Below are 6,000 nucleotides of genomic sequence, written 5' to 3'. Positions count from 1 at the left end.
AAACACATAGAGGCTAAAGAGCACTGTCAGACTTATGGCAAAAGCAACGTGGTATCTGTACCCCATAAAAAAGGTAGCTAGCATAATGGCGACGTAAAAGAGAAGAAGATAGTTTGTTACTAAATTGAGTCTAGCAAACGAGTGCTTAAGACTTAAAAATGATTGCGCAAGGAGTATCCCGCCTATGGAGAATAGATATATAAATGTCGATTCAAACCAGTTTTGAAGAATCGGATAGTCATAAAAGAACAGCTTGAAGGTGTAGCAGTTATAAGATGCGTTCATAACCAAAAAAAGCCCCAGGTATAGAACGTAGAAACCGTAATATGCTATTTTTATGTTAAAAAAGAGAATCAGGTTATAAAGCAGCATCGCCATAATGATCCCATATACAAAACCGGTGTAGTTCGAGTGGTTGATCTCTTCTTGTAAAAATTCCGAGCTATCCATAACGGAGATGGGAACAATAAATGGATCAAGCGTCTTTATCTGCACATAAACGCTTGAGTATCCGCTCCCAAATTCATGTTCAAAATTTGTATTGACATGATCCAGTGACCTGTTTTTATAGGCAAAAGTGTCTCCGCCCTCATATACTGAGAGCTTTGCGTTCTTACTCTCTATATGTATTTTTACGCTGTCTATCCACGGGATTCCGATGATGATCAATCTCTTTATGGGAGTTGTCTCTTTGTTGTGAACATCAAATTTGTACCAAAATGCAGATGTGGTAAAGAGCTGGCTGTCAACATCTCTGTTTAGAGGTTTAAAAGCGCTTAGCGGCAGATCTTTTATCTGTTCAAAATCCATCTTCGCACTTTTGTCCTCAAAGTAAAGGAGGCTTTTGCCTATGTTTCTGTTTTTTTGGGAGAGATCCAGTGCCTGTTGTGATGAAGAAGCTTCACTGAGAGTTATGAAAAAAAATATTAAGAAGTAGAATATTTTTTGCATCTGAGCACTTCTTTTTAATTAAAAATAGCACGTATGATATAATAAGCTTCTTTAAAATAGATAAAAATTTGTCATTATTGTGTCACAAAAACTGTCGGAGATTTAATGCAAAACCCTTTTGAAACAGGTCACATCAAAAACTATATACTTCTATATGTCAGCGTGGTGGTCATCATGGTACTTTTTTTTATAGCCACTTCACTTTTTCACGACGTTGAAAGTGTTGAGATAAAGCTCTTTAGCACGGATGTGAAGAGTTCGGAGTCAGTTGATAAGAGGGAGAAAATCTCCAAAGACGATAGCAATCAAACCCAGAGGTTTAAACTGCTTGATAAAGCCTACTGACTCTCTTTGGTAACTATGTAGAGCTGTTCGTGGTTAAGGCGTTTTAGTATATCCATTACGCTGACAAAGTCCTGAAATCTGGACTCTTTGTCGCTTCTAAGAACTACCGTCTGCTCTTTTGAGAGTTTTGAGAGTCTTAGCTCTAATGTTTTCAGATCAACCTTCTCTTTCTCAATAAAGAGCTCTCCTTTAGCATTTACGTATACTGTTACCTCTTTTTGCGCACTCTCTTTTGCGGCCGCCTTTGCTTCGGGAAGCTCTATGGGGATTATGCCCTGATTTACAAATGTAGCGGTTGTAAGGACCATGACTAGAAGAACGAGCATGATGTCGATAAAGGGGATGACGTTTATCTCATCAAACCTTTTTCTGATCTTTTTGCACTTTGCCATATTTAGATGCTTGCTTTTTTATCTTCTATAACGTCATACACCGTAAGTATCTTCTCCACTTTGCGAAGCAAGATAGTATATGCGACGATCGCAGGCATAGCTACGATAAGCCCCATGGCGGTAGCTTTTAGTGCCATTGCGAGTCCAACCATGATCTTTTTTGCATCGATGGCACCTACATCGCCCATTGTGTAGAAGGTGAGCATAATGCCTATGACCGTTCCCAAAAGCCCGACATATGGAGCATTTGAGCCGATAGCGCTTATAACGCTTATATTGTCTGTCAGCTCCATCTCCAGAGTGTCTCTATGGTCATACTTTTGCACATCTACAGTCGCATAGAACATCATTCTCTCTATAAAGAGCCAAAGAGTAACGATGCTCATAAGTATTAAAAGCCCCATTACCCCGTAATCAAGCGCTACTTCTGCATATGCTAAAATATTTTCTTCCACTAATCTTCCTTAAATTTTAAAATAACCGTCGTTCCGACATTCGGTTTGGATTTAAAGTTCAGCGTGATCGCGTTAGCATCGCAAAACCTTTTCACCATGCTAAGCCCTATGCCAAAACCTTTCATATTTTTGTTGCTCTGGTAGTATTTGTCAAAAATCTTTATGAGTTCTACTTCATCCATTCCGCAACCGTGATCTTCTATGTAAAGAGAATGATCGTGTAATCTTATACTTATTTTGTGAATATCCCGTGAATATTTTACTGCATTGTCTATAAGATTGTCAATTACTTTTGATAAGCCTATTTTATCATTTTTTATAACGTGAGGAGATAGCTGAAGCTCAAACTCCATGTGCGGATAGATGCGTCCTAAGAACTCTACCCTGTTTTTTACAAGTTCGCTAAGCTCAAACTCTTCGTATGTGATATTCGAGCTTTGAAGTTTTATCATATAATCAAGTTCGTTGTACCTCTGCTGCAGCATTTCGCACGCACTCTCTACTCTGGCGAGGCGCTTAAAATCCTTTTCGCTCTCAAGGCTCTTTTTGAGCATATGAATATTTGTCTTTATGGTGCTTATGGGAAGATTTAGCTCATGGAGCGTTTCGGTCGAGAGGTTTTGAAGGTTGGTAACATGCTCAAAAAGCGGGTCGATCGAGAGTTTTGAGATGATGGCTCCGGCAAAGATAGCAAGACCCAGCAGGGTAAAGATTAGCAAAGCAGTGTTCTCTACTTCTGCAACGGCGGTAAAGTAGTATAAAATGCCCATAAGTGCGGAAACGGTCAATATATAGTAGATGAAGACGCTAAGGCGCAGATTACGAAACAAGTTTGTACCCTATGCCTCTTACGTTCTCTATGTTCATCTCGGGGATAAGCTGTTTTATGCGTGTTATATAGACGCGTATCGCTCCGTCACTTCCGCCTTCGCTGCTGCTCCAAAGCTCATCGAGGATCATCTCTTTTGGAACGGTGTTGTTTATATGTCTCATTAGCAGAAGAAGAAGTTCATACTCTTTTTTGGAGAGGTCAAGCTCTTTGTTCTTGTATAGAATCCGTCTGTGGATGGTGTCATGGTAAAGAAGTTCGTTGGAGTCCATAGAGATGCTGTTGGCTCTTTTTAAAATAGCGCCAATACGCAGAAGCATCTCGTCAGCGTCAAACGGTTTGGTCATGTAATCATCCGCACCGCTTAAAAAACCTCTCTTTAACATCTCTTTGTTTTTATGTGAAGTCAAAAACATGGCAGGGGTCTTGTCGTCAGAGTCCCTTAGCTCTTTTAAGAGCGTCATGCCGTCGACTATAGGCACATTAACGTCCAAAAGATAGAGGTCGAACTTGTGCGCATATGTCATATCTATGGCACTCTGTCCGTTCGTGACGTGTGTCACCTCATAGTCGGCATCCTGTAGAAGGTCTATAATAGTGTCTGCAAAGAGGATATCGTCTTCAAGCAGCAGTATCTTACTCAATGCTCTCTATCGCCCAGTTTATGATTTTTCCCGCATACATAGGTACAACGCCGTTATAGTTATCAGGTATGACAAAAGGGCGTTTCTCCAAAACCACCTCTTTAAACTCGGGGCAGATGCCGTAGATGTTTTGCGCATTGTCGCTTACAAAGGCTTGAAGATTCTCTAATTTGTCATATTGCTCAAATATCTCGCACAGAAGCTGAAGTGCTATCGGCGCGCTAAAGACTCCCGCCGCACAACCCGAGCACTCCTTTTTCTCTTTTGAGTGTGGTGCCGAGTCCGAGCCGAACATCACTTTTGGGTGTGCTTCAAGAGCAACGCTAAGCAGCGCGTCCAGATCCTCCGGTCTTTTTGCGATAGGTTTGCAGAAGTTATGCGGCATCATCATCCCGCCCACTACGTCGTCCAGCGTCAAAAGAAGATGGTGAACCGTGATGGTAGCGTAGAGGTTTTTATGCTTATCAAGCATTGCAACAGCCTCTTTTGTCGTAATATGCTCCATTATGATCTTGAGGTCCGGGAAGTTTGTAGCAAGAAGATCGTAGATGTTCATAAACTCAGCTTCTCTATCCATCACAAAACCGTCTGTCTCGCCGTGTACGCAAAGGGGGATGCCAAGTATGCTCATAGCCTCCAGCGTCTCGCGCATCTCCTCTATGTCAAACGAGGAGACCCCTCCCTCAGAGTTTGTGGTAATTCCCGCAGGGTAGAGCTTGATAGCCGTAATATGCTCTTTTACTTCTGAGAGAAATCTTTTATCGTAGTTCTTATAAAAGAGTGTCATATACGGCTCAAAGTAGTCATTTGGAACTGCTGCGATTATGCGCTCTTTATAAGCTTTTACATCTTCAAGGGTCGTGACTGGGGGAACGAGGTTTGGCATGACCAGCGCACCGCTGAAGCTGTAAGCACTAAGGGGTGCGACATTTTCAAGCATTACTCCGTCGCGAAGATGCAGGTGCATATCAAGCGGCATTAAAAGTGTGTGGGTTTTCATAGGGAGTCCTTTGCGTTTTGTATAAGATCGTTGATCTCTTTTTCGTAGAGTTTTGCCTCTTCTTGCGAAGTTGATTCAAAGCGGGTGACAAGAACCGGGGTAGTGTTACTAGCTCTTACAAGTCCCCATCCGTGTTCAAAGTTTATGCGTACGCCGTCTACGTCGATGATATCTTTGATGGCAGGAAACGATGAGGGAGGGTTTTTTAGAAGCTCTTTTACTTTGTCGATGATCTTAAACTTCTCACTCTCGGTTGTGTGTACCTTTATCTCCTCGGTCGAGAAGACCTTTGGAAGTTTTTCAAGCTCAGCGTCAAGGTCGACTCCGTCATGGAGGAGTTCGAGCATTCTAAGAGTTGCGTAGATAGCGTCATCGTAACCGAAGTAGCGGTCTTTGAAAAATATATGTCCGCTTACTTCGCAGGCAAGATCTGCATCTACCTCTTTCATCTTCACCTTAATGTTCGAGTGACCCGTTTTGTACATCACAGCTTTGGCACCGCGTTTTTCTAGCTCGTCATACATCACCTGCGAACACTTTACTTCGCCCACAACGGTCGGTTTCTCCATCTTCATGGCAAAGAGAAGCGCCATCATATCGCCTTTGATGTTGTTCTTATGCGTAAGCACAGCGATCCTGTCGGCATCTCCATCATATGCAAAAGCGATATCGCCCTCGGTTTCTAAAAGCTTTTTCACATCTTCGAGATTATGTTCGTCTGAGGGGTCTGGATGGTGGTTTGGAAAAGTGCCGTCAGGGTCTGTGTATAGACCCTTTGTGTTAAGTCTTAAAGTCTCAAAAATCTTTTCGGTTACAACACCTGCAACACCGTTTCCGCAGTCATATACAATCCGCGATGGCATCTCTTTTAGGTGGGAAAATTCGCTGATAAGAAAGTCTATGTATCTTGTGAGGGCATCTATCTTTGTGACCTCTCTTTTTACGGCTTGCGGAAACTCCATCGTCTCACACTCGCGACCCAGAGCATAGATATCTTCGCCGAAAAAAGGCGCTTTATCTATTGTTATCTTAAAGCCGTTGTATTCGCTTGGATTGTGAGAGCCTGTGATCATAACAGAGGCAGAGGGAGTGATGCCACTCCACTCCTGATAGTTGGTAAAGTAGTTTACGGGAGTAGGTACAAGCCCCATGTCCAGAACCTTTTTGCCGCCAGCATTTAGTCCATGAACAAGATACTCAAAGAGAACAGGGGAGTGGCTTCTGGCGTCATAACCGACAGCCACATAATCGCCCGTGATTTTTGAAGCAAGCGCGTAGCCTATGCGTACGACGCTCTGCTCGTTTAACTCTTTCTCGTAGATACCTCTGATGTCATACTCTCTGTAGATGCTCACTATGTTTGCCTTTTGTAGTTTATGGATAT

General features: G+C 42.5%; 8 protein-coding genes. 1 reads left to right on the top strand and 7 read right to left on the bottom strand.

The genetic code is table 11. The features are described from left to right. On the bottom strand, positions 1-951 hold a 951-nt coding region (locus RBR61_RS05020; protein WP_320342516.1), incomplete at its 3' end, for a 7TM-DISM domain-containing protein. Between the two features lie 105 nt (positions 952-1,056). Between RBR61_RS05020 and RBR61_RS05015 the strand changes: the two genes are divergently transcribed. Beyond that, complete coding sequence (locus tag RBR61_RS05015) at positions 1,057-1,296, top strand: hypothetical protein (RefSeq protein WP_320342515.1); 240 nt, start codon at positions 1,057-1,059, stop codon at positions 1,294-1,296. Here RBR61_RS05015 and exbD read toward each other — a convergent pair. From exbD to RBR61_RS04985, 6 genes are read right to left on the bottom strand one after another with little or no spacing between them, the layout of a single operon-like run. After that, positions 1,290-1,688 carry a TonB system transport protein ExbD gene (gene exbD, locus RBR61_RS05010; RefSeq protein WP_320342513.1) on the bottom strand — a complete coding sequence of 133 codons (399 nt, stop codon included), beginning with the start codon at positions 1,686-1,688 and terminating at the stop codon, positions 1,290-1,292. The two genes, RBR61_RS05015 and exbD, sit on opposite strands and share 7 nt — an antisense overlap. A 2-nt stretch (positions 1,689-1,690) precedes the next feature. Next, on the bottom strand, positions 1,691-2,143 hold the full coding sequence (gene exbB, locus RBR61_RS05005; protein ID WP_320342511.1) for a TonB-system energizer ExbB: 453 nt from the start codon (positions 2,141-2,143) through the stop codon (positions 1,691-1,693). After that, positions 2,143-2,973 (bottom strand): HAMP domain-containing sensor histidine kinase, encoded by an 831-nt coding sequence (locus RBR61_RS05000; RefSeq protein WP_320342510.1) that lies wholly within the window; start codon positions 2,971-2,973, stop codon positions 2,143-2,145. The genes exbB and RBR61_RS05000 overlap by 1 nt, the downstream gene beginning before the upstream one ends. Then, positions 2,963-3,616 carry a response regulator transcription factor gene (locus RBR61_RS04995; RefSeq protein ID WP_320342508.1) on the bottom strand — a complete coding sequence of 218 codons (654 nt, stop codon included), beginning with the start codon at positions 3,614-3,616 and terminating at the stop codon, positions 2,963-2,965. Before RBR61_RS04995 ends, RBR61_RS05000 begins: the two co-directional genes overlap by 11 nt. Then, complete coding sequence (gene pyrC / locus RBR61_RS04990) at positions 3,609-4,616, bottom strand: dihydroorotase (protein WP_320342507.1); 1,008 nt, start codon at positions 4,614-4,616, stop codon at positions 3,609-3,611. The genes RBR61_RS04995 and pyrC overlap by 8 nt, the downstream gene beginning before the upstream one ends. Continuing rightward, positions 4,613-5,971, bottom strand: a complete 1,359-nt coding sequence (locus RBR61_RS04985; RefSeq protein WP_320342506.1) for a phosphomannomutase/phosphoglucomutase — start codon at positions 5,969-5,971, stop codon at positions 4,613-4,615. The genes pyrC and RBR61_RS04985 overlap by 4 nt, the downstream gene beginning before the upstream one ends. Positions 5,972-6,000 lie beyond the last annotated feature (29 nt).

This window comes from Sulfurimonas sp. (assembly GCF_034005705.1).
Lineage (GTDB): Bacteria > Campylobacterota > Campylobacteria > Campylobacterales > Sulfurimonadaceae > Sulfurimonas.
The sequence above is the reverse complement of the archived record's forward strand: the minus strand, read 5'-3'. Positions and strand labels throughout refer to the sequence as shown.

Bases quoted from the DNA above. Each gene is read 5' to 3' on its own strand.
- RBR61_RS05015 (WP_320342515.1), top strand. From the start codon at position 1,057: ATGCAAAACCCTTTTGAAACAGGTCACATCAAAAACTATATACTTCTA.
- exbD (WP_320342513.1), bottom strand. From the start codon at position 1,688: ATGGCAAAGTGCAAAAAGATCAGAAAAAGGTTTGATGAGATAAACGTC.
- pyrC (WP_320342507.1), bottom strand. From the start codon at position 4,616: ATGAAAACCCACACACTTTTAATGCCGCTTGATATGCACCTGCATCTT.